This is a genomic window from Alkalihalobacillus pseudalcaliphilus (assembly GCF_028610675.1).
GTDB lineage: Bacteria > Bacillota > Bacilli > Bacillales > Bacillaceae_D > Alkalihalobacillus > Alkalihalobacillus pseudalcaliphilus.
In genome coordinates this window covers 176,277-200,896 of sequence record NZ_JAQQWS010000004.1, presented here as the reverse complement: position 1 = coordinate 200,896, position 24,620 = coordinate 176,277, and the positions used below count along the sequence as shown (strand labels likewise).

General features: G+C 38.8%; 22 protein-coding genes and 1 pseudogene. 9 read left to right on the top strand and 14 right to left on the bottom strand.

The window, feature by feature from the left end; genetic code table 11:
• Positions 1-11 precede the first annotated feature (11 nt).
• From PQ479_RS11020 to PQ479_RS10995, 6 genes are all read left to right on the top strand, one after another.
• Positions 12-263: a hypothetical protein gene (locus PQ479_RS11020; RefSeq protein ID WP_273716979.1), complete on the top strand. Its 252-nt coding sequence runs from the start codon at positions 12-14 to the stop codon at positions 261-263.
• Between the two features lie 129 nt (positions 264-392).
• Complete coding sequence (locus PQ479_RS11015; protein ID WP_047990382.1) at positions 393-1,100, top strand: response regulator transcription factor; 708 nt, start codon at positions 393-395, stop codon at positions 1,098-1,100.
• Positions 1,097-2,557, top strand: coding sequence for a sensor histidine kinase (locus tag PQ479_RS11010; RefSeq protein WP_047990381.1), 1,461 nt, complete (start codon positions 1,097-1,099; stop codon positions 2,555-2,557). The genes PQ479_RS11015 and PQ479_RS11010 overlap by 4 nt, the downstream gene beginning before the upstream one ends.
• Position 2,558: 1 nt before the next feature.
• A complete protein-coding gene (locus PQ479_RS11005; RefSeq protein WP_047990380.1) occupies positions 2,559-3,635 on the top strand; it encodes a LolA family protein in 1,077 nt (358 codons plus the stop codon).
• Between the two features lie 7 nt (positions 3,636-3,642).
• The gene (locus tag PQ479_RS11000) at positions 3,643-5,361 is read left to right on the top strand and encodes a M56 family metallopeptidase (RefSeq protein ID WP_047990379.1); all 1,719 of its coding nucleotides are present in this window, start codon (positions 3,643-3,645) and stop codon (positions 5,359-5,361) included.
• Between the two features lie 60 nt (positions 5,362-5,421).
• On the top strand, positions 5,422-5,634 hold the full coding sequence (locus PQ479_RS10995; RefSeq protein ID WP_047990378.1) for a hypothetical protein: 213 nt from the start codon (positions 5,422-5,424) through the stop codon (positions 5,632-5,634).
• A 308-nt stretch (positions 5,635-5,942) separates the two neighbouring features.
• On the opposite strand, the gene PQ479_RS10990 is transcribed toward PQ479_RS10995, so the two are convergent.
• From PQ479_RS10990 to PQ479_RS10955, 8 genes and pseudogenes are all read right to left on the bottom strand, one after another.
• Positions 5,943-6,557, bottom strand: a complete 615-nt coding sequence (locus PQ479_RS10990; protein WP_047990377.1) for a DUF6944 family repetitive protein — start codon at positions 6,555-6,557, stop codon at positions 5,943-5,945.
• Positions 6,558-6,705: 148 nt separating this feature from the next.
• Positions 6,706-7,191: a hypothetical protein gene (locus PQ479_RS10985; RefSeq protein ID WP_047990376.1), complete on the bottom strand. Its 486-nt coding sequence runs from the start codon at positions 7,189-7,191 to the stop codon at positions 6,706-6,708.
• Positions 7,163-7,813 (bottom strand): annotated as a pseudogene (locus PQ479_RS10980) (DUF6944 family repetitive protein); the annotation flags it as partial. The gene PQ479_RS10985 and the pseudogene PQ479_RS10980, both read right to left, overlap by 29 nt.
• A 101-nt stretch (positions 7,814-7,914) precedes the next feature.
• The gene (moaD, locus tag PQ479_RS10975; protein WP_047990374.1) at positions 7,915-8,151 is read right to left on the bottom strand and encodes a molybdopterin converting factor subunit 1; all 237 of its coding nucleotides are present in this window, start codon (positions 8,149-8,151) and stop codon (positions 7,915-7,917) included.
• Positions 8,144-8,617, bottom strand: coding sequence for a molybdenum cofactor biosynthesis protein MoaE (locus PQ479_RS10970; protein ID WP_047990373.1), 474 nt, complete (start codon positions 8,615-8,617; stop codon positions 8,144-8,146). The genes moaD and PQ479_RS10970 overlap by 8 nt, the downstream gene beginning before the upstream one ends.
• Before the next feature lies 1 nt (position 8,618).
• The gene (gene mobB / locus PQ479_RS10965; protein WP_047990372.1) at positions 8,619-9,146 is read right to left on the bottom strand and encodes a molybdopterin-guanine dinucleotide biosynthesis protein B; all 528 of its coding nucleotides are present in this window, start codon (positions 9,144-9,146) and stop codon (positions 8,619-8,621) included.
• On the bottom strand, positions 9,134-10,396 hold the full coding sequence (locus PQ479_RS10960; RefSeq protein ID WP_047990371.1) for a molybdopterin molybdotransferase MoeA: 1,263 nt from the start codon (positions 10,394-10,396) through the stop codon (positions 9,134-9,136). Before PQ479_RS10960 ends, mobB begins: the two co-directional genes overlap by 13 nt.
• A gap of 22 nt (positions 10,397-10,418) precedes the next feature.
• Positions 10,419-10,931, bottom strand: a complete 513-nt coding sequence (locus PQ479_RS10955) for a MogA/MoaB family molybdenum cofactor biosynthesis protein (RefSeq protein WP_047990370.1) — start codon at positions 10,929-10,931, stop codon at positions 10,419-10,421.
• Positions 10,932-11,121: 190 nt separating this feature from the next.
• Here PQ479_RS10955 and moaC point away from each other — a divergent pair, with 190 nt between their 5' ends.
• Entirely contained in the window at positions 11,122-11,601 is a 480-nt protein-coding gene (gene moaC, locus PQ479_RS10950) for a cyclic pyranopterin monophosphate synthase MoaC (protein WP_047990369.1), read from the top strand.
• A 110-nt stretch (positions 11,602-11,711) separates the two neighbouring features.
• The gene (locus PQ479_RS10945) at positions 11,712-12,092 is read left to right on the top strand and encodes a DNA-binding transcriptional response regulator (protein WP_047990368.1); all 381 of its coding nucleotides are present in this window, start codon (positions 11,712-11,714) and stop codon (positions 12,090-12,092) included.
• 1,217 nt (positions 12,093-13,309) lie between these two features.
• Here PQ479_RS10945 and PQ479_RS10940 read toward each other — a convergent pair.
• From PQ479_RS10940 to PQ479_RS10915, 6 genes are all read right to left on the bottom strand, one after another.
• On the bottom strand, positions 13,310-15,589 hold the full coding sequence (locus tag PQ479_RS10940; protein ID WP_053070513.1) for a glycosyl hydrolase 53 family protein: 2,280 nt from the start codon (positions 15,587-15,589) through the stop codon (positions 13,310-13,312).
• 78 nt (positions 15,590-15,667) lie between these two features.
• Positions 15,668-17,722, bottom strand: a complete 2,055-nt coding sequence (locus PQ479_RS10935) for a beta-galactosidase (protein WP_047990366.1) — start codon at positions 17,720-17,722, stop codon at positions 15,668-15,670.
• 74 nt (positions 17,723-17,796) lie between these two features.
• Complete coding sequence (locus PQ479_RS10930) at positions 17,797-18,648, bottom strand: galactooligosaccharide ABC transporter permease GanQ (RefSeq protein ID WP_047990365.1); 852 nt, start codon at positions 18,646-18,648, stop codon at positions 17,797-17,799.
• Positions 18,649-18,653: 5 nt separating this feature from the next.
• Positions 18,654-19,907: a galactooligosaccharide ABC transporter permease GanP gene (locus PQ479_RS10925; protein WP_047990364.1), complete on the bottom strand. Its 1,254-nt coding sequence runs from the start codon at positions 19,905-19,907 to the stop codon at positions 18,654-18,656.
• Positions 19,908-19,995: 88 nt separating this feature from the next.
• Positions 19,996-21,270 (bottom strand): galactooligosaccharide ABC transporter substrate-binding protein GanS, encoded by a 1,275-nt coding sequence (locus tag PQ479_RS10920; RefSeq protein WP_047990363.1) that lies wholly within the window; start codon positions 21,268-21,270, stop codon positions 19,996-19,998.
• A gap of 206 nt (positions 21,271-21,476) precedes the next feature.
• Positions 21,477-22,469 carry a LacI family DNA-binding transcriptional regulator gene (locus tag PQ479_RS10915; protein ID WP_047990509.1) on the bottom strand — a complete coding sequence of 331 codons (993 nt, stop codon included), beginning with the start codon at positions 22,467-22,469 and terminating at the stop codon, positions 21,477-21,479.
• A 946-nt stretch (positions 22,470-23,415) separates the two neighbouring features.
• Here PQ479_RS10915 and PQ479_RS10910 point away from each other — a divergent pair.
• Positions 23,416-24,618, top strand: a complete 1,203-nt coding sequence (locus PQ479_RS10910) for a galactokinase (protein ID WP_047990362.1) — start codon at positions 23,416-23,418, stop codon at positions 24,616-24,618.
• The last annotated feature ends 2 nt before the right edge of the window (positions 24,619-24,620 follow it).

Here is a 24,620-nt window from a genome sequence, read left to right as displayed (position 1 = left end):
CGATTCTGCGTTTGCTCGGGGTTACTCCCGCTTCTCCAGCTCGCAACCCCGCGATTCCGCGTTTGCTCGGGGTTACTCCCGCTTTTCCAGCTCGCAACCACGCGATTCCGCGTTTGCTCGGGGTTACTCCACCTTTTCCCTCCCCCAACCCCGCGATTCCGCGTTTGCTCGGGGTTACTCCCGCTTTTCCAGCTCGCAACCCCACGATTCGGCGTTTGCTCGGGCTTTCCACTTCTACAGCCCGACCAATACCGCGATTCTAATTCCCTCAAAGTTGCACCCTCTTCTACTTCACGTAGCCCCATGCATCCTTAATTCTAAAGAAATTATAAAATTAAAAACGCTTTTGTCGAAAACTAGTATAATGGTGTTAGTTTTAGGAGGGAATTTGGATGCAGAACAATGCGATTCTATTAGTAGAAGATGACCAGGAAATTGCTCGAATCATTTGCGATCATTTAAGGAAAAATGGCTTTGATGTTACTTGGTCGACAACTGGACATGAAGGTCTTGAGGACTTTCATAAACACGAATTCAACTTAGCTTTAATTGATTTAATGTTACCCGGATTAGACGGTTATACACTCATCCAGTCGATTCGAAATCATTCAGATATACCTTTACTTATGATCAGTGCTCATTCAGAGGATCATCAGAAAATACAAGGTTTTCATATCGGTGCAGACGATTATATAACAAAGCCCTTTAGTTTAGATGAGTTGACCGCACGTATTTATTCACATTTACGTAGATATAATCGTTATCAGCAATCTAGCCACACACCTACTATCATTAACTATGAAGGTGGCTTACAAGTCGATTTCGAACATGAGAATATTTTATTACATGGAGGAAAAGTCGTTTTAACCGCCAAGGAAAAAGGGATCTTTTTTCTTCTCGCTAAAAACCCGCTCAGCACCTTCTCAAAAAGTAAAATCTATGAGCAGGTTTGGTTTGAAGAAGAACTCGATGATGGCAAAACCGTCACTGTCCATATGAAAAGTTTGCGAGCTAAGCTAAAAGAGTCATCACGTTCTCCCTTGTTTATTCAAACCGTTTGGGGAATAGGTTATCAATTTATAGGAGTAGAAGTGGAATGAAATTGCGTTCTTATTTAATGCTGAGTTATTTAGTTGTAATGATTTTGCCATTATTGGCGCTCTATCTCATCTATACCGGCTTACAACAATATTGGCACCAAGAGAGTCAGCAGGTAGAAGCCAGTGCCCGTGCTTCTTTTAATGATTTAGAAACCTTGTTACAAGACCCAACGTTGTATCAAATTCATGAGCTTGATTATTATCAGCCCCTCCAAGAAAAAACAAATGAGGCATTACAGGTTCAACTTTATCGATATGACGGCTTAATTTTATTCCAATCACATGAAAATCACGGAAGGAACTACTACACCTTTAAACAAACAACGGACATTTATGAACAATTAGGTGCTATACAAACTCGACCTCACGGCTTTATTTATAAAAATATTGTTCTAAGTCAAGGCGAGCCTGTTGGTATTTATGAGATTAGCTCCAATCACTCAGAATGGCGTGTAGCTTACGAGAAATATAGCTTTCTCTACTTCAGTTTGTTTTCAATCGTCTTTTTAATCATTTATTTCACGATTCTTTATTTCTTACATAAAAAACTGAACCATCCCATTAAGCAACTTGAAGCACAAATGACAAAGTTCGCAAACGGTGAATCAAGCAATCAACCGCCTCGCAATGCCGTTAAAGAGATAAAACAGTTGCACCAACACTTTGAAGAGATGAAAAAGACATTAACCGAACAAAAGAAGCAATTACAGCAGGAGCAGAAGGAAAAAGAGTGGATCGTCCGTTCGCTTTCGCATGACCTAAAAACACCATTAACCGTCATTCGAACTTACTCGGAAGCTTTGTGGAAACAACAATATTTAACTAAAAGGGAAACAAGTGAGTATAAAGAGATCGTCCTTAATAAGCTTGATTACACAGAACAACTCATTAATGATTTGTCTACATACTCAACGATTCAATCAAGCCATTATCAAACGAATTTAGTTGAGGTTGATGGTGAAGAATTTTTCGAGATGTTGTTAACAAGTTATGAGGAATTAGGACTTGAAAAACAACTACATATTAAAACGTTAATCAACACGGAGCAACATTATGATTTAGATCCAAAACAAATGAGTCGCATAGTCGATAACCTTGTAGATAATGCCGTCAGACATACCGTACGAGGACAAACGATTCATCTTACACTTATTGACTCATCATGCCCATTACCTAAAGCGGTATTTCCACCCTTTCAATCAGACATACAAGCATTTAGAGGTGCTGATACACTCTTGCTCGTTCAAAACGAGGGTTCCTATATCCCTTCTGAGCATTTAGAGCTTATTCAAAAACCTTTCTACCAGGTCGAACAAGCCAGAACAAAAGGCAGTTCAGGGCTTGGCTTAAGTATTGCCAAACTACTAATTGAAAAACAAGCAGGTCAATTAAAGATTTGGTCCGAGCACAATTTTGGCACGCTTATCGCCTGCCGCATCCCAGAAAGGAAAGATTAATTTGAAAAAAACACTATTCCCACTCCTTATATTTGTGATGACATTACTAGGTTGCCAAGCACAAGCAGCGATAACACCCGAAGAGATTTTACATGATTTAGTGAGTGCTGAAACGAAACAAGACTACTACGCCAAAGTTCGATATACCGAAACCATCGATGATGAAACCACTAATATCATCGTCGAGGAAAAAAGAGAAGGAAATCGAACATACATTGAATCAACCGATTTAGAGACAGGTCAGAAAAGTTATGTATCTCACATCGATTCCTTAACGACCTTTTATGATGAGATTTCTGAATTTGCTTTCCAAATCCCTTTAGAAGCCGATTTACCGATTCAGGACGTCCAAACACAGCTAGACATGCTCCAACAATTACTTAACTCTCTTCAAACTGATGAAGTCTTTTTCACAAAAATGGGAGAGGAAACGTTGATCAATCGAACGACCGACCAATTACAAGCGAAAAACTTATCCTCACAAAATTTATTTGAGGAAATTACCGTCTGGATTGACCAAGAATCGAAATTCATTTTGAAATATGAAGGAAAAACAAGCGACTCAACGATTACCTCTTCTTATGAGGAACTTGATTTTAATGTCCAATTCCAAGATCAGGATTTTATCTTATCCATCCCTGAACACATCGAATTAAAAGATATGGAAGAATTACTACCACAAAGAAGTATTTCTTTAGAAGAAGCCCAGCATTTACTAGGCACTGACTTTCTTATTTTAGATAAAGAAGGAATCTCCATCGCTGACATTGAGGTCTTTGATAGTGTGTATCATAATGAAATTTCATTCATTTATACACGAGATGATATTGAATATGTAACTCTTACTATTTTTGAAGTACCAGATGATAGTAGCTTAGAAGGCTCATTTTTCCATGAAGAAACGATTGAATTCCGTCATACAGTGGCCGCTCATTTTTCCTCAGAGCAGTTTCAAAGTATAACCTGGGATGAGAATGATTTACGTTATTCCTTAGTTTCGATGAACCCCTACGTTAGCACGGACGATTTAATCAAGTTAGAAAACGATTTTATTCTAAACAATTTACAGAAAGAGTGATCCCAACATGTTACCTACAACTACTACTATTCTGACTTACCTTGGCCTAACGATTCTTATCGCTTTAATAGAGGCTTTAATTCGTGAAAAAAGTAACAAGGGGGCCAATATCTTTCTTGGAATGGCGGCCCTTGCTTTGATTGTCGTTTTGTATATCGACTTAGGTTTCCCTGATGTTTTTATTCCTTTTGCTGTTGCCGCCGTCTCTTATTCGAGCCTTTCAACCATTTTTGAAGGTCAAAGGAAAGCACGCAAATGGACCAAGGAGCTTAGAAGTAAAAACTATCAAGAATGTAGCATCGAACGTAATTACCGAAAATTCGCATATGAAACGATTCTCACGATCATTGTCATGAGTGGAGCGATTATCTTATATTGGTTTGGTCCAGAAATCGGAACACTTTCTTTCTTAGCACTACTACTCATTATTCATAGTATCGTTGAAACCATTAAAGCTCTAAGTGTCACAATGAGTTCTCGTTTTTATATCACTGATGAGCAGGAGCTTTATATGATTGCTACATTTGATGCACGTAAGTACCCACTTTCCAAAATAGAAACGATCTCGACGTTTAGTGGTGTTGATTTATTAAAGCTCCACCCTTTATTCACTTTATTTACGAAAGGAACTGATTTTATCACCGCTAGCGGGCCTGTCGCTCGCTTAGACTTCCCTGGGGAATCACTTTATATCAACAGGTTTACCCTTGAAAAAATGAGAGCTTATATCCCACCTTTCGAACAAGGAAATGGAATCAGCGAGAGTGAAGTTCTCCCTTTCTATCATCCTCGTAACCTGAAACGACTTATTGGTAAGCTCTATTTTGCTGGTGCAATAAAAGGGATATCTGTTTATATGGCTATATTTGTAGGATTATTTTTCCTTGAGATTCATTCAGCTATCATCGTTGCTGTTATTCTACTCGTTTGGGTGTTTAATCTATATTTCTCTGACCTGATTTTAAAAGTAGCGACAGATGCTGAGGAAATGGACGATCAAAAGCTTCTAGACCAAGCTGATGTATTATTCCAACGATTGAACTTACCTTCTATAAAATTATATGTCACAGACACCAAAACGTATAATGGCTTTGCTTCTGGTATGGGCATTGGTCGTTCCATGATTACGTTGACATCTGAAACACTTAAGCTTCCTTATGATGTGATCATAGGCATCCTCGCTCATGAAGCGATACATGTCAAAAAAAGAGATGTGCTCTGGGGGCAATTGTTACGAATTCCTTATATTTTATTAATTATCGCCATTGTTTACCCCGTCGTTGAATGGACAAATTGGGCAAAGGAGTACCCAATCCCCATTACCATTGGAATTTTCATGATTATTTGGCTCTTCCCTATCTACCAGTCGTTTTACTCTCAATGGATGGAAGTACGAGCTGATCGACTAGCTAGTAACATTATGCCAAATCAACATATACAAATGGCTCTTAGTTTAGAAACTTTAGGTAAAGCTCAAGATGAAGCAATCGAGCAGTCATTAGACTATTTAGAGGAAGCTGATGAAAAAAGAAAAAAAGAAGCCGAGACAACTCCCTATCCTTCCTTAGAGCGCCCCGGCTGGCTCTGGCGATTTTTAGAATTTCAATTTATGCCACACCCACCTCTTTATTGGCGTATACGAGTGTTACAGGAAGAGAAGACCTTATCTGCGAGTTTAAAAGAATGGCGGCACGACCGAGTGAAAGAATCATTTCGTTTCAAATAATTCAATGACATTTAAGCAGCAAGGCACTTTGATTTGATAACCATGAGAGGAGAAAAGCACATGGATTTTTTAAGTTGGCATGACTTTATTACACCTACTAGTCCAGAAGCTTCATTATTTTTTGGTCTCATCTTCGTTCTAATATGTACAGCATTTGTGGCGGTAAGTTCTCGTAGCTTTAAAACGACTATCTTTACGTTCATCCTTGCCGCCTTATTCGTTTGTGGCATTGTCTTTTTATTAGACTACTTAGAGTTCTACCCTGTCTCATAACTGAATGATTTTTTATAATGAGACGCCTTGGAATGGAGCCACTTACAAGTTTACTCTAGTCTAGCGGTCTACATTTTGGAGGGGGACTCACAACACAACAGAGATTATAGTGCTGTTGTGTTGTTATTTCCTCGCTTATATTTTTGATATATCCATAAACCTATACTCTTCCAAAATGAATGAAATCGTATTAAAGAACCATAAATATATCTATTAACGCTATAATAAATAACCTACGATTTAGATAAGTCTTTCCTTACATCAATATTCACCAATAATACCTCAGCCTTTAACTCACTCCTGTACCTTTACACGAACCTCTCATCAAATGGAGGTGAGAGGGCAATTGCGACAAGTAAAGCTCCTATAAATTGAAGATATTCTCCCCATATGTCTAAAGCCCTCACGTCACCCAATAAACCGCCTACAGCCGATGCTGAGGCTCCTATAAAAAGAAGAAATCGTCCAATCATAATCATTTCATATGGCTCTTCTTCTGCCGCAATCAAGGTTAAATAGGCTCCAATCGCTTGAAGGACACCTCCTCCAACAGCTAAAGAGTTATTAAAGTCCTCATCATCAGACAAAGTCTCATCTAGACTAAATGCAATGAATACAAGCCCCGCCATCTCAATGATTCCGCCATCAATAAACTCCTCAGCCACCTCATTATTAATAGTTGAATTGTTCCACAATTGATTGGGGAACAATGGTGATTGACCATTAGCCTCTAATTCCTCTTCTTCCACACCAAGTGCTTCTAGACCTACACCGAAAGCTTGTAAAAGATTCCCATACATACTGGTGTTCCTTATAGCTTCTTTGCTTCCATCCTCAGGTAAACTGACTGCTAATGAAGTAAAAAAAGCACCAATAGTCTGAACCCAAGCTCCAATTCGCTCCGCCATTATTGCATCGAACATACTCTTCACCACCGTACGAATCAATCATACAGTAGCTTATTCATCATGAAACGGAATGGTTCAATTCACTGCACAACTAGCGAAAACTAACAAAACAACAAAAAAACACAACCCAAAGGACCATGTCTTTTTAAAGCCATTTTATCGATTAGTTCTCCTTATTCTCTAAAAATCTAGATACATAAGGACGAATTGATTTGGCAACTACTTTATGATGATGGAATCCATATTGAAAGCCTATATATACAAGTAAAATGACGGTTTGACCAGCAGATAAGTAAAAGCCTGCCATTGCTTGTCCCACCATTGAAGAAACGAGTAAATAAACAACAATCAGCAAGGTGACAAAAGTGACAATAACTAGAGGTATCTTCCATCTCCCCCGATAGTTCCTCAATGCATGTAAACCTTCACTAGCAATATGAATAAAAAAAGCACCCATTAAAATAAACAAAGCCATAATAATCGGTGAGAAAAGAATTTGATTATCATGGAACCGATCGATTACAGCTAAATGAAAGCCATCTAAACCTAAAGTGTTCCAACGTATAACCGATGCCCCGATACCAGTAGCTACCCACAACGCTAGTATAAAACCACCATTATCAACATATTTGATTAAAAAATCCTTCATAAGCTCCCCTACTTTGAGTGACTTCTATTTCTAATTCTACCATGATAGCAATAGCGACAAAAAGAGCACCAAGAAACTGGACCCATGACCCAAATATATTCAACCAATCTACCCCTTTTATTAATCCGGCAATTCCTTGTAAGCCAGCTCCTACAAACTGCCACACTCCACCAAGATAAGCTAAAGTATAAGGCTCGTCACTTGAAGCGAGGGTAGAAATAAACGCTCCTAAAGATTGTAGGAAATTACCACCAACCCCCAATATCTCTTGCTCTGCTTTAACCGATGTGACAATATCCGTTAAACCAAATAACGAGAATATATTCCCTGAAACACCAATGATACCTCCAGCATCTTCCCATCCATCCACCCGCCCGACATCAGGAAATCCAAAAGGGCCAAAAAACAAAGTTAAAGCAGCTGAGCGATGGCCCTGCTGCTCGTCTTCTGTCTTACCACTTATCTCATCTTCTCTCTGAACTTGTAAGGCACTAACATATTGAACCCCTCCACCAAAAGCTTGAAGTTCATTTCCATAAACATTCAATTGATGTGATCGTACTTCCTGACTTTCAGGCAAAGATGAACCCAGTGCTGCATATAAGTTTCCTAATGCTTGAACCCACGCTCCTGCTAATCACCGTATTTGCCCTCCATGTCCTCACCACCATAACTTCTTATATAGATAGCTTATTCAGAATACATACAACGTGTGTTCAACCGTTAACCACCACTTACAGGGGGAATTAATGCGATGACATCACCTTTATTAATTACCTGCTCATCTAAAGCATACTCTTCATTTACAGCTATCATCGTTCCATTTGAAATAGACATGTTTGGAAAATCATGAGCTAAAATCTCCTTGAGCTGAGCAATGGTTTGACCTACAACATCTAACTCTAGCTCAGATGCATTTGCTTGCTCACTAAGTTCTGCAAATAATAATACTTTAATCATTTAAATCCTCCGTTCCTGGGGCCCCTTCCGGGTATGCCTTTTTCTCTAATTGGTCACCAATCCACTTTTGACCATCTTCCCAGTGCTCTTTTTTCCAAATAGGTACAATCTCTTTAATTCGTTCAATCGCATATCGACTTGCTTCATATGAATCGTTCCGGTGAGGAGTCGAAACTGCGATAACAACGGCAACATCACTAATTTGTAATTCACCAATCCGATGAGTAATCGCTACCTTCGTATTCTGCCAACGCTCCTGAATTTCAGAACCAATCTGAGCAAGCTTTTTCTCGGCCATTGGGATATACGCCTCATAAGCTAAATACAACGTTTTCTTCCCGTGTGTTAATTCACGCACCGTACCAATGAAACAATTAATGGCACCCGCATTGCGATCCTCGACCTTCGCTACAACATCTTGGATATGAATCTCGCTATCTGTTAGTAAGAACTGTTTAGTTTCCATCTTACACTCCCCATTTTCCAAATAACCATTTGCTGATTTGGTCAATATCATCAATCAAAAAATATGGTATCGTTTCTTGTCTATTTTTTATGAGCTGCTTATCCCAAACAAGCACGGCTTCAATGTTATGTAATTCCTGCAATAACACCCAATCCGATTCCTCTTTAATAATCACTAACTTGGGATAATGTTTATTTTTGAATCCTTCAATCAGGATAATATCTAATCGAGCTTTTTTGTATAAAGGTAGTAAATCCTCAAGCTCCCACTCAACGTCATTCATTAATTGAATTTGCAAAGTTTCGGCTGCAAAAACTGCGCTGCCCATTGCTCCAGCCTGTCTGTGCTTCCACGAATCCTTACCCGTATCTAAAGCAGCCAATTTTTTCCCGTGTCCGTGATGTTTAATGGTCGCTACTTTTAATGAATGAGCTGTTATTTTTTTTATAAGTGCTTCTACGAGAGTTGTTTTACCTCGATTACTATAACCACTTATTTGCCAAATGATTGGCTCAACTACCATGGCCATTCGCTTCCTTCTCCTTCTAATAATAAAACATCCACCGTTGAGTGCTGTGGAAAAGGATCGGTTCCTCCAGGTAGCATTGTCAAAGCATTGGCATTGGCTAACGAGCCAACTACTCCTGATTTATCTAGTCCTGTAGGCTTTACCTCTAACTGACCTTCTTTAAACTCGGCAGAGCTTCGTATAAAACGAGTGAAGGGATTTGCTTTTGATTGCCCGACCGTTAATGTCGCTTTTACTTTTTGTAAATGCGGTTTTGTAGAAAGAAAACTTGTTAAGATAATCGGACGGACAAGTAATTCAAACCCGACAAAACAAGCGGACGGATTTCCTGATAGCCCGAATAATAGCTTACCCTCTACTTCTGCCACCGTCGTTACACTTCCTGGTCTCATCGCAATTTTATTAAATAATACGTTCGCACCTAAACGCTGATATATGGCTGGTAATAAATCAAAATCCCCGACTGATACGCCACCAGTTGTAATAAGCATATCAACATTTTGTAGTTCTGTATCTATTTTACAAAAGCTTTCTTCGAGATCATCAACAAGTTGTCCAAGATAAACCGGCACAGCTCCTGCCTTCTTAATTTGAGAAGCGACCATGTAGGCATTACTATTTCGAATTTTCCCAGGCTGAAGCTGTTCATCGACACCAAGCAGCTCACTGCCTGTTGCAATAATACCTATTCGAGGCTTTTTAAAAACAACCACCTTTGCATAACCAAATGTCGCAAGTAACGCTTTAATACCCGGTGTTATTTTTGTACCTCTCGGTGTCAGGCTTTGCCCCTTTTTTACATCCTCACCTTGAAAAGAAATGTTATCACCCGGTTGAAAGCTCTGTTTTAGAGTAAAGAAAGCTTGTTCATCTTCTTTATATTCAGAAACTAATTCAAACATCACAATCGTATCTGTTCCTTGAGGGATTTGAGCACCTGTCATAATACGAATGGCTTCACCTGCACCCGGAATCTGTGTTGCCACACTCCCTGCTCCAATTTCCTCAATGACTTTAAACTTTTTCGGTTCTGATTCTGATACCCCTTCTGTATCTGTAGCTCTAATCGCAAAACCATCAAGTGGTGAACGGTCAAAAGGCGGTACATCATGATCAGCTACCAAATCAGATGCTAAATAACGTCCATCGCAATCATCAATAGAGACAAGTTCTGTTTCACTCGTTTTGGCAAATTCTAAAACAGCTGAGACAGCCTCTGCAACTTGAATTGGTTTTCTTTTTTCCACCATACAATCACCTTCCCTACATCCATTATAAATCTTTTTTTATTTCACGAACGACATGTCCGAGTTCTGGTAAAATTAAACGCTGCATCGCAAGCCTAATAGCTCCCCTAGACCCAGGCATAGAAAACACTGCCGTATCTTGATAAACACCGGCAACAGCTCGGCTTAATATGGCGGCGGAACCGATGTCCTCCACAAAACTTAAATAACGAAATAACTCACCAAACCCCGTCATTTCTTTATTTAACAATACTTGTACCGCTTCATATGTATGGTCTCTTTTTGCTATACCTGTACCACCCGTTAATAAAATGGCATCTGAACTCTTTAATGACGCAATGGTTTTTATCTTTTCTTGAATCATCAACGTTTCATCTTGAATAATGAAATAATGTTCAACGATATGACCAGCGTCTTTTAACATTTGCATTAATAGAGCACCGCCTGAGTCTGTTTCTTCTGTTCTTGTATCTGAAACGGTTATGACCGTACAGCGAATAGCTTGCTTTGCGGCTGCTTTATGCTCAGAAACTGACATAGCCAAAACCCCTTTCTTCACGATTCATTGTATGCTTATTTTAGCACAAGTTCAGACTTTCTTAAAAAGAGTAGTATTATTCAGATATTTCACCCTGTCACGGAGCGGGCTCGAAACTTCCATTCTTATTTTCAAAATCTAAGCATTTAGCTTATACTAAACCAAGACGATAAGATCTGGAGGAAAAATGATGGATAAACTTACACATTTTAATGAACAAGGTAGAGCAAAAATGGTCGATATTTCGAGCAAAGATGTAACCGTACGAACAGCCATTGCAAAATCAAGCATTCAAGTTTCGAACGAGATTTATGAAAAAATGGAACAAGGAAAGATTGGTAAAGGCGATGTATTGGCGGTAGCGCAAATTGCTGGTGTGATGGCCGCCAAAAATACATCACAGTGGATACCAATGTGTCATCCCCTCTCGCTTAATGGGGTTAATATTGAATTCGAATGGGAAAATCATCAATCAGAATCCATCCTTCATATAACGGTTGAGGTTAAAACCGAAGGCAAAACAGGTGTAGAGATGGAAGCTTTAACCGCAGCTAGTGCAACAGCCTTAACGATTTATGATATGTGTAAAGCAATCGATAAAGGGATGATCATTGGACAAACCTTTTTATCCAGAAAAACGGGGGGCAAAAGCGGGGAATATAAACGGTAAAAAGTCCTATTATATTTAGCCAATTAAAGGATAAAATTAATCATTGAATTGTACGAGTATAGCTTTTAAGATAGAAGTATAGAAATCATTATTAGGGGTGGAGGAGCTTCATGAGTCATCATGTTATAGCTTTACTTGAAAGTGAACCAGCTCATGCAACATTGATTGAGTACCACTTACATAAGATGGGGATTCATGTTCATGCATTTGACGGTGGTCATTCTTTTCTACATACAGTTTCTTCTTTGGAAAGTGATGTTTACATGATAAGTGACCAATTAGATGATATCCCTATCACAGACGTCTTAACAGAGATAGATAAAATAGACGAGAGAAAAGTGATTGTCATCATGACGACAGAACATCAGCCTGCTTATCATTCGGATGTTCATCAGCTTATTTTTATTCATAAGCCATTTACGATTCAGGAATTTCGGGATTGTTTGGAACCGATTTTTGAATCGGGTTTACTTCTAAGCTCAGCACATTAGACTTCTGAGTTTTTATTGGAAAAGCTGCCTCATTTATAGATGGGGCAGCTTTTTGTATGAAAGTGCACTTAGGGACGATAGTTTGTGCCGTGAAGTTAGCTCGTCATCCATCTCGCGATAGATGACCTTAGCAGGACAGTGCTCCCTGTTTGTGCGGCTAACTCCTGATGGTGATCGAGTTGTAAACGTGCCAAATGTTTAAAAAGTCGCCACTACTTTCATCTTTGTTGGTGGCGAAGTGACTGGGGCTTCGCCATGTGGGTTTTGTATGGAAGTTAGTGCGAACACGAAGCGTTGCTCATCGCTACCGAAAATCATGCTCCGAGAACAATCAAGTGGTGCGGAGCTAATCGGCTACTCCGCTGGATCTCAGCTCTGCCACTACGTCTCACGGGAGTCTCCGCATGACTCGCCCGCTGGTTTACTGCTAAATCTCAAATAAAAAAATCTAACACCATTCTTTTAAATGAAAAAGACAAAATCAAATTAAATGAAGTTCCACCAGTTAAAGAGCCAGACACCACTTTCATCTTTGTTGGTGTCGGAGTCATTTTTGCTCCGACATGGGCGTTTTGTATGAAAGTTACCCTAGAAGCGATGTGCTCTTCTTCGAAGATCGCTCCGGTTGATGCAGGCTTCTTGGTTAGTGATCTTCTCATACAAAAAAATGATTTAAACAATAATGTACTACCAATAGATAAAGAAGCAAAACCAAATTGAATCAAGAGCTGAGTTGGAAAGGACTAATCCTCACTTTCATTTATACTCCAAGGTTTTGCCTCAGTATCTGCACAAATCCTTGATATCTTATGGTGGCGATAGATGACTTTCATTTTTGTTAGTGTCGGAGCTGATTTTAGCTCCGACAAACAAGAATGAAAGTGTATAAGACGCACCAATACCCAGCGGAAGAAATGCCGCGGAGACTCTCGCGGGAAATAGTGGCAGAGCCGAAATCCACCGGCGAAGCCGGTTAGTTCGGAGCCACCCCGCAAGACGCGGAGCGAGCATTTCTGTAGCAACGAGAACGCTCTATGTTCACACTAACTTTCATATAAAATAAATAAAAAGTAATCAAGAGCAGTCTAATAAACAAGCTAAATCCAATTAAAAACAAATATCACAATTCAAAGAGCAAAGCGAATTGAATGAAAAGCCACCGTATAACCAAGTTTATTATATGTTTATGTGGAGGCGGAAAACTATAGTTTTATCTTTCATCGTAGTTGTTTTATTCGATACAGCACAGCTGCTATTCCGATAAATAGCAAGGCTAATAATAAAAAGTTATAGGCATTCGTTGCTGTGTTTGGAAGCTGCTGAGTCTTATCACTTTTACTAGATTTGTCGTCATCATGCCCTGAGGAAGAATCCGTATGATCCGATTCTATAGATTCCTCTTTTGGTAATTCTTCTTCGTTATCTTCGCTCACGTCCGGACCCGAAAATTCTTCTTCTTCTTCCTTGGTTGGAGGTAGCTCTTCCGTTTCATCATCCACTTCCACACTTTCAATTAAATAAAGTTGGAAATCGTCTAGCGTTCCCCAAGCTCCACCTTCTGCTTGAACTTTTGCTCCTACTGTTACTGTTCCATCTAAGATAAGAATTCGCTCAAGCGTTGGATTTTGCCAATTATTCCATCCGTGAACCTCCATTTCTTCAGAAAACCTTTCACCACCCGTTTCCAAAAATAGAGTCATGTCGCTATTTTTCGCATCTCCCCCCTGAAAAAATGCCGAGTAATGATAATAGCCTGGTTCGATCCCCGTTAGTGTTTGGTACACTTCAAAATCAATTAAATTTTCCGAATAAAAATGCAAAGAATAGTCACCAGTCCTTGCATCGGCACGGTTATACAAAAACTGCGTATGTGCACGTACATTTTGAGGATACCTCACCGCCCACATAGAGCGCTCATCATACTCAAAGCTCGGATTTAGAATGAGATTCTCTGGGACAATATTAACAGATGCTTGAATCATTTGGCCCGCTTCAAGATGACCATCAATGACATAACGTCCTAGTCCACCTTCTAATGCTTCAGTTATCATATCTTCTTTCCAAGAAACAGGAACTCTTTCCGAACTTCCATCATTATACGTAACTAACACATCCATCGGCAGGCTAATATCCATTCCGACATTGACAATTACGTTGATCCGTTCCACTTCATCTATTTTTTTTACTGCCACTGCACCTGTATATACATAGTTGAATACTTGTAAGGACGATAAAGGGTAACCATTAAAATCAAATAAGGCTTGATTATCAACAGCACTCCCACCATACCAAGCACCAGCATCCTCCGGATCATAACTACTTGCATAACTCGATGCCCAGCCTGAGCCAAAGCGCTCCCATAATTGCTTATTTTGTTCAAGTTGCTCAGGTGGTCCTACCGGTAACCATGCAGGCTCCCAATAAAATATACCTATCCCCTTTTCTCCAATATTTGCTATAGCCTCAATCACATCTCGAATAGCATTTGCTTGACCTTGAACGGTGATTGGATAGTTTAAGACTTGTCCCGTTTCTTGTGGGGCTGTATTGGCATGCCCATCACCATCTGCCTCCGTGTATGTATATGAGGTCTCTACAACGAGTACTTCTTTATCATAAGTAGTCGCTACCTCTGATAATACATGAGTTAAATTTTCTAACGTCCCATGCCAAAATGGATAATAAGAACTCGCAAACACATCATAGTCTACATGATGTTCAGCTAATGTACGAGCGATCGTTTCATACCTACCAGCTGTTTCTGGGTTTGTAAAATGAAGGGCCACTAATATACTAGGGTCCACGTCACGCACAGCCTGACTGCCTTCATTAAATAATGTACTCATCCTTCCCCAATCATGTTCACCAATAAATGCACCTGTCGTTTCATTTCCTACTTGTACCATACCAACGTGAATTCCTTCGTCACGTAAGGCTACTAAGCTATCTTTTGTAAAATGATAGACAGCCGTTTTCTTTTCATTAAAATCGAGCTGCTCCCATGCTTTCGGTGGATCTTGCTTAGCTGGATCTGCCCAAAAATCTGAATAATGAAAGTTCACCAACAATGACATACCATGTTCAGTCGCTCTTTGGCCAATCTCAATGGCCGTCTCTAAATCATTGTTACCGCCACCATATCCATTTCCATCCAAATCAAAGGGATCATTCCAAATACGGGCACGGATATAATTGACACCCGCTTCACTTAAGGTTTGAAAAATATCTTGTTCTTCACCCGCTTCATTATAGAAAGTAACACCACTATTCTCCAAAGCAACGATACTTGAAATATCTACACCACGAATAAAATCTTCCGACAAACCGTCCACTCTCTCGACGAATATATCTGATTGAATAGGATCAGGTAACGTATCTTCCTCATCATTCGTTTCTTCTGCGGCCGATATAACTTGACTAAAATAAAAACCACCGATAAAAAGAGTTAACATTGGAAAGAGAAACATGACACATTTATTAAATTTCCTTTGATTCATTTTCATACCCCTTATCATTTAAAAGAGAAGACACCTCGGTTCCTTCTTCATTCTAGGGTGTCTTCTCATTCGCTTATTTTATTTAGGCCGCCTGACAATCAATACTTCATATGGTGTCAATTCTTGTTGACGATTCAGTTCTTCATTTGACTTCATATCATAGACCGTGCTTTCAAACTCAATTGATTGCTTTTGTTCGGTGAAATTCATCACAAACATATAATAATTCGTTAAATCTTCTCTCGCTTGAACAGAGACCCCTTCTTCATGTTTCACTTTCCATACAGGCTCTAATTGAAGGTCACTCACCAGTTGGCTATAAAAGTCACGTTGAAACGACGCCTCTATCCTAGCACCAATGTAATAAGCTTTTCCTTCTTGATAAGAGTGACTTGTTACTGCGGCTGTTTCTGCATAAAAATCCTTTTGATAAATCGCTTCCACCTTGGCGCCTTTTGCAGAAATAACCGTTGCATAGTCTTTTACTGTATAAGCATGTCCTTGAAATATCACGACATTTTCGTCAGTCGGATAGTATGTATCGGTTTCCTTTGGCTCTAATCCGAAAATATCTTGTAATGATTGATGCCAACCACCTAAATACGTTAAATCATGTTCATTAACAATTCCACTCAAATAACTCATAACCAAATGACCGCCATTTGCTACATATGACTTCAAGCGCTCTATCGTTTCTTCACTCATTAAATAAAGCATCGGCACAATCAACAATCGATATGAATCAAATTTTTCTTCCTTTGTAATCACATCGACAGGAATATCCTGCTCCCAAAAATAACGATAATGCTCTTGAAGCGTTTGCGGATACTGCTTTGTCTCCATGCCAAACCCTTGTGCATCATTTAGCGCCCAGTTACTTTCCCAATCATATAAAATCGCAACATCTGCTTGACGGTTTGTCCCTACAACCTCTGAGAGATTTTCTAATGTATCTCCAACCCGTGCCACATCTTGGAATACACGATTATTAGAGTTATTATCATGATCAACAACAGCACCATGAAACTTTTCCGAAGAACCACGTGATTTTCTCCACTGGAAATATAAAATACTATCTGAACCATGTGCAACCATTTGCATCGCAGAAAGTAGATGCATACCAGGACGTTTTGCTTTGTTAACAGGATGCCAATTCACACCACTTGGTGTCGATTCCATTAATAAAAACGGTTGTTGCTTCAAACTACGGTATAAGTCGTTGATAAAACCGACTTTCATTGCAAGATTTGCTGTACTTTCCCAATCATTATGCCAGGCAGGATAAGCATCCCAGCTAATGACATCTAGATGTTTAGAAAATTTACTATAGTCTAAGCTTTGAAATGGAATTAAATCAAAGGTATCTGCCATAAAGTTCGTAGTTATCGGAATATCTGGCGTTAATTCCCTCAGTGGAACAATCTCATTTTCATAGAAACCTATCGTCTGATCCGTCACAAAACGACGCCAATCTAAGTTAAGACCATGCACCATACTTTCTCCAATTGGTGAAGGAGATTCAATTTGTGACCAATCACTAATCGTATGACTCCAAAAGGGGCCCCACCAAGCATGATTTAAAGCTTTCAAATTATCTAGATATTTGACTCTTAGCCATTCACGAAATGCCTCTTGACAATGGTCACAATGACATTCCCCTCCATATTCATTGGAAATATGCCACATCAATAGCGACGGATGATTCCCATAACGCTCTACTAACAGTCGGTTCATTTGTTGTGTTTTTTCACGGTAGATGGCTGAACTGAAACAATGATTATGTCGTCCACCATGTAATTGCTTGCGTCTATAAGCATCGACCCTTAACACTTCCGGGTATTTCTCTGACATCCAAGCAGGTCGTGCCCCACTTGGGGTTGCTAAAATAACTCTGCCACCAATACTTGTTATATTTTCAAAGATTTGATCCAACCATTCGAACTGATAATGACCTTCTGTCGGTTCTAAAGCACTCCAAGCAAAGATTCCAATTGAAAATGTATTGGTGTTCGCTACCTTCATTAAGCGGATATCATCAGCTAAAATCTCCGGATAATCTAACCATTGATCAGGGTTATAATCACCACCATGAAGCATAAAATTAGCACTTGTTACTTGCGTTTTTTTATTCATTACTCTAATCATTCTCCTCTTTTAAACCTTTGTGAGTTATCGATTCAGCCTACTTATTATAGGCTCACTCAAACTTATCCTTTTGTTCCTCCAGCTGTTAAACCCGAAACAAAATTCTTCTGTAAAAATACAAATATAAGGGCAACCGGAATACTAATTAAAATCGCACCAGCTGCAAACGTTGTATAACTAGCCCCCATCACATCATTCACAAGATTATATAAACCGATTGGAAGCGTATAGGCATCAGGGCTACGTAAAATCATCGACGCTAAAATAAAATCGCCAAGAGGACCCACAAAGCCATTAATGGCTACGACAGCTAACATCGGCTTGGACAGCGGCATAATAATTTGTATAAATATACGCGTATTGCTCGCTCCATCAATCTTTGCACTCTCATCGAGCTCTCTCGGAATAGAATCCATATAACCTTTCATTAAATAGGTATTCATTGGAATTAATCCACCAATATAAAGAAGGATTAAAAGACCATGGCTATTCATCATTCCTAACATTTGAGCTAAGACAAAAAGGGCGATTAACGCGGAGAATTGTGGGATCATTTGCAATAGCAAAAACAAAGTTAAACCACGCTTCCTACCTTTAAAACGAAATCTAGAAAAAGCATACGCGGTAAAAGATACCGAAACAACTGTACCGATCATCGTTAAAATACTAATTTTTATCGAATTCGCATACCATTGCGTGTAATGCAAACTTGAACTTCCAGCAAATAGATTCCGATAATGATCCAAAGTAGGGTTTTGCGGAATAATCGAAGTACTTATTAAACTATTACCCGGATTAAAACTAGCACCAATTGTCCAAAGAAGAGGATAAACGATTATAATGACCATCGACACCAATATCAGATAAGATACAAACAAACGTATCCATTTTTCCTGCTTTATATTTGATTGCATCTTGATCACTCCTCCTTAAACGATTTCGTTCTTCTAAATTGCCATAATGCAATGCCTATAACAAAAACAGATAGTAGAATTGTTAATGCAGCAGCTAAAGCATATTGACTTGATTGCATCGTTAGTTTATAAATCCAAGAAACTAAAATATCCGTACCACCTGCATTCGAACCAGGAACAGCAGGACCTCCACCATTAAATAAATAGATAATATTAAAGTTATTAAAGTTAAATGTAAATTGAGTAATAATAATAGGAGCCATTGCAATTAATATCATTGGCAATGTAATATGTCTGAATTTAGCAAAAATCGAGGCCCCATCAACGGTAGCTGCTTCATACAGATCATTTGGAATTGACTGCAAAATTCCTGTTGTTACTAGGAAAATATAAGGAAAACCTAACCAGCCTTGAATGAGTATTAACGCCACTCTCGTATAAGTCGGGTCTGTCATCCAAGGAACTGCATCAATACCAAAGAATGCCAAAATATCATTATTTATCGCCCCAAAGCTATCATTAAACAAACCGGCAAAAATTAAAATCGTTACAAAGCCTGGTACTGCCCATGGTAATATTAAAATTGTTCTAAAAAACCGCTTAAACTTAATTTCCTTCTGGTTGACTAGTACAGCCATAAAAATCCCTAAGCTAACCTGTAAAGTGGACGCCAACAATGTCCAAATTATCGTCCATGATAATACATCAAAAAACGTTGAACGCCATATATCTACAGTAAAAATAGATTTAAAAGTATCTAACCCCACCCAATCTACTAGATTAGCAGGTGGTGAAGTATATAAATTATAATTAGTAAAAGCTAACGCAAAACTGAATAAAATCGGAAAAATCACAGCAAAAATTAAGATAAATAAAGATGGCCCAGCCACTACATATGGATAACCCTGCTCTATTAAATTTCGATATTGGTCCCTTAATGAGTACATTCTCTTACTCTCATCACGTAATTGTCCCGTTTTATATGCATCTTTTAAATTTAGGTAATATATAATGAACCCAAAAAAAGTGACAATGATGGCGAGAATACCTTCTGCAAGCAAAAAGATAGAATGATCCCTTGGAACTTCTGTTCCTAAAGTAAAAATGCCCCAAAAGCCCATATTTAATAAATCTCCAAAGACGAAGAAAAAGGAAATCCCTAAAGCGAGGTAAATGATACCCTTTACCCATTGTTGATTATAAAATTGACCTACTCCTGGAATGATAGACAGCAATAATGCGACTTTACGATGTTGCACACTTTTCACCTCTTTAGTTCCCAAACAACCATATTCAAAATAAACAGGAATGGTGCTGAACACGTTCATTCAACACCATCATGTTTTATTAGCGACTATGATTTGCTTCGATTTGTCTTTGAATCGTCTCAACCGCTTGTGTTAATGCATCCTCTGGGCTAGCTCTTCCCGTTGCAATTGTTTGAAGAGCTGCATCAATAGGTTCCCATACTTCATTCATTTCTGGAATATTAGGTGTTAATTCCGAAAATTGAGATTGTTCTGCAACTGCTTTTGCCGCTTCGCTTTCTGTCACTACTGGGTCTGAGGCTAAGCTCTGAACAGCAGGAACTTCAAGTGTTTCTTCATATCTTGTCCTTGAATTTTCTTCATTCGCCAGGAACTTCACTAACTCCTCAGCCAATTCTGTATTTTTAGAATAAGAACTGACGTTATAGCTTTTTACCCCCATAAAAGCACTCATATTTTCCCCATCATTGAGTTCAGGTAATTTCTTAACACCATAATCTATTCCTGCTCTTGAGAATGGCTCTAGATTCCAAGGCCCAGAGATAACCGCTGCCGCTTTCCCTTCAGAAAACAGAGAATCTAATACACTAATTCCTTGCTCTCCAATAATCCCTGACGGAAATAAGCCTTCTTCATAAAAACGTTGTATTTGCTTGGCACCTTCAAATGCCTCATCTGTCGCTAAGCCGATATCACTCGCGTCATAGTTTCCATTTTCGTCTTGCCCAAATACGTAAGCACCATGACCACCTAATACGCTCTGAGCATAATAAATTTGATCAAATAGAGCTAAAAACCCAAAGTTACCGTCACCCGTCACTTCTTTTGAATACTCATACCACTCATCTAATGTTTGCGGCAACTCTTCTTCATTTATTAAATCTTTATTGTAATAAAGTAATGTCGTTTCAACAGCTTTAGGTAAACCATACACTTTACCATCAACGATTTGAGACAGCATGGCTGCATCTGTGTATTGTGCTTGCAAATCTTCAGCAACGTCCAAATCTTTTAACAATCCTTCGGTTACAGCCGTTCCTATTTGATCAGCTGGCATCGTAAAAACGTCAGGGCCAGTACCAGCAGGCCCATCGAGACGTAGGTCTTCAATTTGCTGTGCGTATGTTTTTTCGACGACCGTAATCGTTACATCATGAAGTTCTTCAAATTCAGAAACGGCAGCTGCTATACCTTCAGCCTTGTCTTGGTCCTCCCATATTAATAATTCTCTAGAACTATCACTGTTTGAACCTTCCGTTCCATCATTACTACTTTCCTGAGGTCCACAAGCTACCAGTGTAAAGGCTAAAATGGCACTACTAGCGAAACTTAACCACTTGATTGATTTTTCCATTATATTGCTCTCCCCCTTTTATTTAAATGCCTCCAAAACCTGAAAGCGTTTTAATAAAACCAATATAGCGCATGATAATTTCAATTGTAAACAACAATTTTACTTAAAAGAGTAAATTTTTTTCCTTTATTATATTATTTTTTTACCTTCATTAAACTAAAAAAGACTTGAAAAGCGACGCTTTCCAAGTCTTTTTCCCGATTTAATTACGTAGTACTTCTTCTTTTAATTAATTCTGAACCGATATATACTTTTTTGGTGATTTGACGCTTGTTTAGCAATTGCTCTAAAAGCATCTCTAATGCATTTCTACAAATTTCTTTTAAGTCAATATGAAATGTCGATAATGGTGGCGATACATATTTTGAAACACTGATATTATTGACACTGATAATGCTCACTCTATTTGGAATTTGCACGCCTTTTTCATTAAGGGCTTGTAAACATCCAACCGCAATCGGGTCAGCTGCAATAAAAAAGGCACTTGGTAATTGCTCCCCTAATTGCTCAATCGCATTTAGCATTAGCTGATAGCCATTCGAGACGGAGAAGCCACGATTTTGGTAAATCATGTTCTCATCAAGAATCTCTTTTTCCTTCAAATACCGTCTAAAGGCCTTTTCACGAATGTCCATTTCATCCCTCTTATTATTCGGATTATAGTAGGTACCCCCTATAAATCCAATAGAGCGATGACCTTGTTCTAAAAAATAATCAACGGCTTGTATCGTAATTTGTTCAAGGTCTGCTCTTACAAAGTCATATCCCCGCACTTCTTCAATCGCGTCAATAAAAACGCCTTTTAACGTTATACTTCTTAAAACCTCAACTTCATCATTAGAGAATGTTCCAATGGCAATAAACCCTTCAATCGTTGAAGGAATTTGCTCGATACCGCCTGTTTTTTTATAAATACTTAATTCCACATTAAACTGTTTGGCCAACTCTTCCACTTCAAGTCGCATCGTTTTAAAATAGACATCTTCTAATTCTTCAATATCCGATAACCAATACAACAAGGCAATATTTTTAACACGTGGTCTTACCATCTTCTTTCGATAATTTAACTTGTCGGCAATCTCATAAATAGTCTCACGTGTTTCATCAGAGACCGATAAGCTTGCATCATTATTAAGAACACGTGATATTGTCGAAATTGAAAACCCCGACTGTTCGGCAATGTCTTTAATCTTTGCCATTTGCGCCATTCACCTCCCACTTCGCTCCATGGATAGCGTCGATAATAACATCTAGAATCTTTCTCATTCACTCCATTATTCATGTTATTAACATTCCGAGTCTTCATGAGCTTGATATTCCCTGACGGATATAAGCTTTACAAATACCGTACTGATTAATTCTCTACCAACATATGTATAGTTAACTATCCAAACTAAGAATACCATAAATATAAATGATTCGAAATGTATACAAATTTATTATTCACTTTAATGATTCCTGCTATAACAACAAGATAGCAGTTCAAGGAGTTTTCTCCCTAATACTTGCATTTATCAAGTATCCGGTGTACACTTCGATTAAACTTAATTTAATTAATTAATAAAGTCAGTCTAGTTCGCTATGAATCTATGTTTAACCCATAGTGGGTCCAGATTTAAATTCACCACAGTTCAAACCTACAACGAGGCGTCATAAACATTATCAAATCAAAAACGGAATCACGCGGTTACGAGCTGGAAAAGAGGCAGGTTCCCCGGGCAAACACTAATTCGCGGGCTTGCTAGCTCAAAATCACCACGAACAGTCGCACACATAGAAGCAATGACCAGCTAATTCGCTCTTAAGTAACTTATACACAAAACACATACGCGAAGCCCCATTCAATTCACTTCGCCACCAACAAAGATGAAAGTAGAGTTTACTTTTATCTTGCTACTTTTCATTCAATTTAGTTTTGTTTTTTAGAATGTTGTAAGAATGTTTTTTGAACCTGAGAATTAGCAGTTCCCAGCGGACGAAAATATGCGGAGACTCCCGCGGGGCATAGTGGCAGGCTGAGATCCAGCGGCGTAGCCGATTAGCTCAGCGCCACCCGCAGGACGCGGAGCATAATTTTCGGTAGCGACGAGTAGAGCACTATGTTCGCACCAACTTCCATATAAAAATAATGATTGGAGCATACCTATGAATAACTTTGAACATTTAGTTAGTCAATTTCAGTCAGTTTTCGAAACGAATACATACCCGCAATTGTTTTTTGCACCAGGTAGAATTAATCTGATCGGTGAACACACCGACTATAACGGCGGCCATGTATTTCCCGCCTCGATCTCTTATGGAACCTATGCTCTAGCAGGGAAGCGAGAAGACAAAAAGCTACGACTCTATTCAGTTAATTTTCCTACAGACGCTTTTATTGAATTTGATATCCGCGATCTTAGTCAACGCTCACACGATTGGACGGATTATCCAAAAGGTGTCCTGCTCTTCTTACAAAAAGCTGGCTATTCAATCAATCATGGGATTGACCTTTTATTCTATGGAAATATTCCTAACGGAGCGGGACTATCTTCTTCTGCCTCCATTGAAATCGTTACAGGTGTCATGGCCAAAGCTCTATACGATTTAGACATTGAAAAGCTCGAATTAGTCAAAATCGGTCAAAAAGTAGAGAATGATTTTATAGGTGTTAACAGTGGAATTATGGACCAATTTGCAGTCGGTATGGGTAAGGAAAACCACGCAATCTTACTAAACTGTGAAACACTTGAATTCAGTTATAGCCCTTTCCAATTGCAGGATTATACATTAATCATTATTGATACGAATAAACAAAGAACATTAGCTGGTTCGAAATATAATGAAAGACGACACGAATGTGAGTCAGCCCTTGTAGATTTACAAAAAGATATGTCCATTCAATTTTTATGTGAATTATCACCTCAGCTCTTTGAGAAATACGAGCACTTAATTACGAACTCAATTAATAAGAAACGGGCCAAGCACGTTATCTATGAGAACGCTCGTACACAAATAGCTTTAGAAAAGCTACAACAGTATGATTTAATTGGTTTTGGTCAATTAATGAACGAATCTCATCAATCTTTACGAGATGATTATGAGGTCAGTTGCCTAGAGCTTGATACGATTGTAGAAGAGGCATGGAACATCCAAGGTGTAATTGGTGCCAGAATGACTGGTGCTGGTTTTGGAGGCTGTGCTCTTGCTCTTGTGGCAAACGAGCAAGTTAACAACTTTAAGCAAAAGATCCATCACACATATACAGAAAAAATAGGCTATGAACCTACCTTTTATACGCCTACAATCGGTGATGGTGCTAAAGAAATCAATGACGTTACTCCTCAAACAAGTAATGAAAGGTTGTAGCC

Coding starts and splice junctions, on each gene's coding strand:
- PQ479_RS11015 (WP_047990382.1), top strand. CDS start 393: ATGCAGAACAATGCGATTCTATTAGTAGAAGATGACCAGGAAATTGCT.
- PQ479_RS11010 (WP_047990381.1), top strand. CDS start 1,097: ATGAAATTGCGTTCTTATTTAATGCTGAGTTATTTAGTTGTAATGATT.
- PQ479_RS11000 (WP_047990379.1), top strand. CDS start 3,643: ATGTTACCTACAACTACTACTATTCTGACTTACCTTGGCCTAACGATT.
- PQ479_RS10995 (WP_047990378.1), top strand. CDS start 5,422: ATGGATTTTTTAAGTTGGCATGACTTTATTACACCTACTAGTCCAGAA.
- PQ479_RS10990 (WP_047990377.1), bottom strand. CDS start 6,557: ATGTTCGATGCAATAATGGCGGAGCGAATTGGAGCTTGGGTTCAGACT.
- PQ479_RS10985 (WP_047990376.1), bottom strand. CDS start 7,191: ATGAAGGATTTTTTAATCAAATATGTTGATAATGGTGGTTTTATACTA.
- moaD (WP_047990374.1), bottom strand. CDS start 8,151: ATGATTAAAGTATTATTATTTGCAGAACTTAGTGAGCAAGCAAATGCA.
- PQ479_RS10970 (WP_047990373.1), bottom strand. CDS start 8,617: ATGGAAACTAAACAGTTCTTACTAACAGATAGCGAGATTCATATCCAA.
- mobB (WP_047990372.1), bottom strand. CDS start 9,146: ATGGCCATGGTAGTTGAGCCAATCATTTGGCAAATAAGTGGTTATAGT.
- PQ479_RS10960 (WP_047990371.1), bottom strand. CDS start 10,396: ATGGTGGAAAAAAGAAAACCAATTCAAGTTGCAGAGGCTGTCTCAGCT.
- PQ479_RS10955 (WP_047990370.1), bottom strand. CDS start 10,931: ATGTCAGTTTCTGAGCATAAAGCAGCCGCAAAGCAAGCTATTCGCTGT.
- moaC (WP_047990369.1), top strand. CDS start 11,122: ATGGATAAACTTACACATTTTAATGAACAAGGTAGAGCAAAAATGGTC.
- PQ479_RS10945 (WP_047990368.1), top strand. CDS start 11,712: ATGAGTCATCATGTTATAGCTTTACTTGAAAGTGAACCAGCTCATGCA.
- PQ479_RS10940 (WP_053070513.1), bottom strand. CDS start 15,589: ATGAATCAAAGGAAATTTAATAAATGTGTCATGTTTCTCTTTCCAATG.
- PQ479_RS10935 (WP_047990366.1), bottom strand. CDS start 17,722: ATGAATAAAAAAACGCAAGTAACAAGTGCTAATTTTATGCTTCATGGT.
- PQ479_RS10930 (WP_047990365.1), bottom strand. CDS start 18,648: ATGCAATCAAATATAAAGCAGGAAAAATGGATACGTTTGTTTGTATCT.
- PQ479_RS10920 (WP_047990363.1), bottom strand. CDS start 21,270: ATGGAAAAATCAATCAAGTGGTTAAGTTTCGCTAGTAGTGCCATTTTA.
- PQ479_RS10915 (WP_047990509.1), bottom strand. CDS start 22,469: ATGGCAAAGATTAAAGACATTGCCGAACAGTCGGGGTTTTCAATTTCG.
- PQ479_RS10910 (WP_047990362.1), top strand. CDS start 23,416: ATGAATAACTTTGAACATTTAGTTAGTCAATTTCAGTCAGTTTTCGAA.